Raw genomic sequence first — 322 nt, forward strand, 5'->3', positions numbered from 1 at the left:
CACTGCATCAACAGCTCCAGATGATTTGGACTACGATAGCTCTACACCAGAAGTAGAAGTATTGAGTCAAAATGAGAAGGGGAAAGTACGTCGAAGAAAGCGGAACACCACCTGCCCCTGCGGTGCCACTTTCGAGACAGTCAGCCTGCTTAGATCCCACAGCCGGATCAGTAGCGACGCCCAGTGCAAGGGGAAGCAGAACACCATCTGCCCATGCGGCGCTACCTTCGATACGGTTAACCAGCTTAAATCCCACCGCCAGAGCAGCAGGGATACCCGGTGTAAGGGGAGTATGAACACTACCTGCCCATGCGGCGCCAGC

Annotated in this window: 1 protein-coding gene; it reads right to left on the reverse strand. The window is 55.0% G+C overall.

The window, feature by feature from the left end; all coding sequences use genetic code 11:
* Positions 1–7 precede the first annotated feature (7 nt).
* A partial coding sequence (locus E1189_RS22960) for a hypothetical protein (protein ID WP_196221012.1) occupies positions 8–322 on the reverse strand: 315 nt, incomplete at its 5' end.

It is taken from the genome of Parendozoicomonas verongulae, from assembly GCF_009711465.1.
GTDB classification, from domain to species: domain Bacteria; phylum Pseudomonadota; class Gammaproteobacteria; order Pseudomonadales; family Endozoicomonadaceae; genus Sansalvadorimonas; species Sansalvadorimonas verongulae.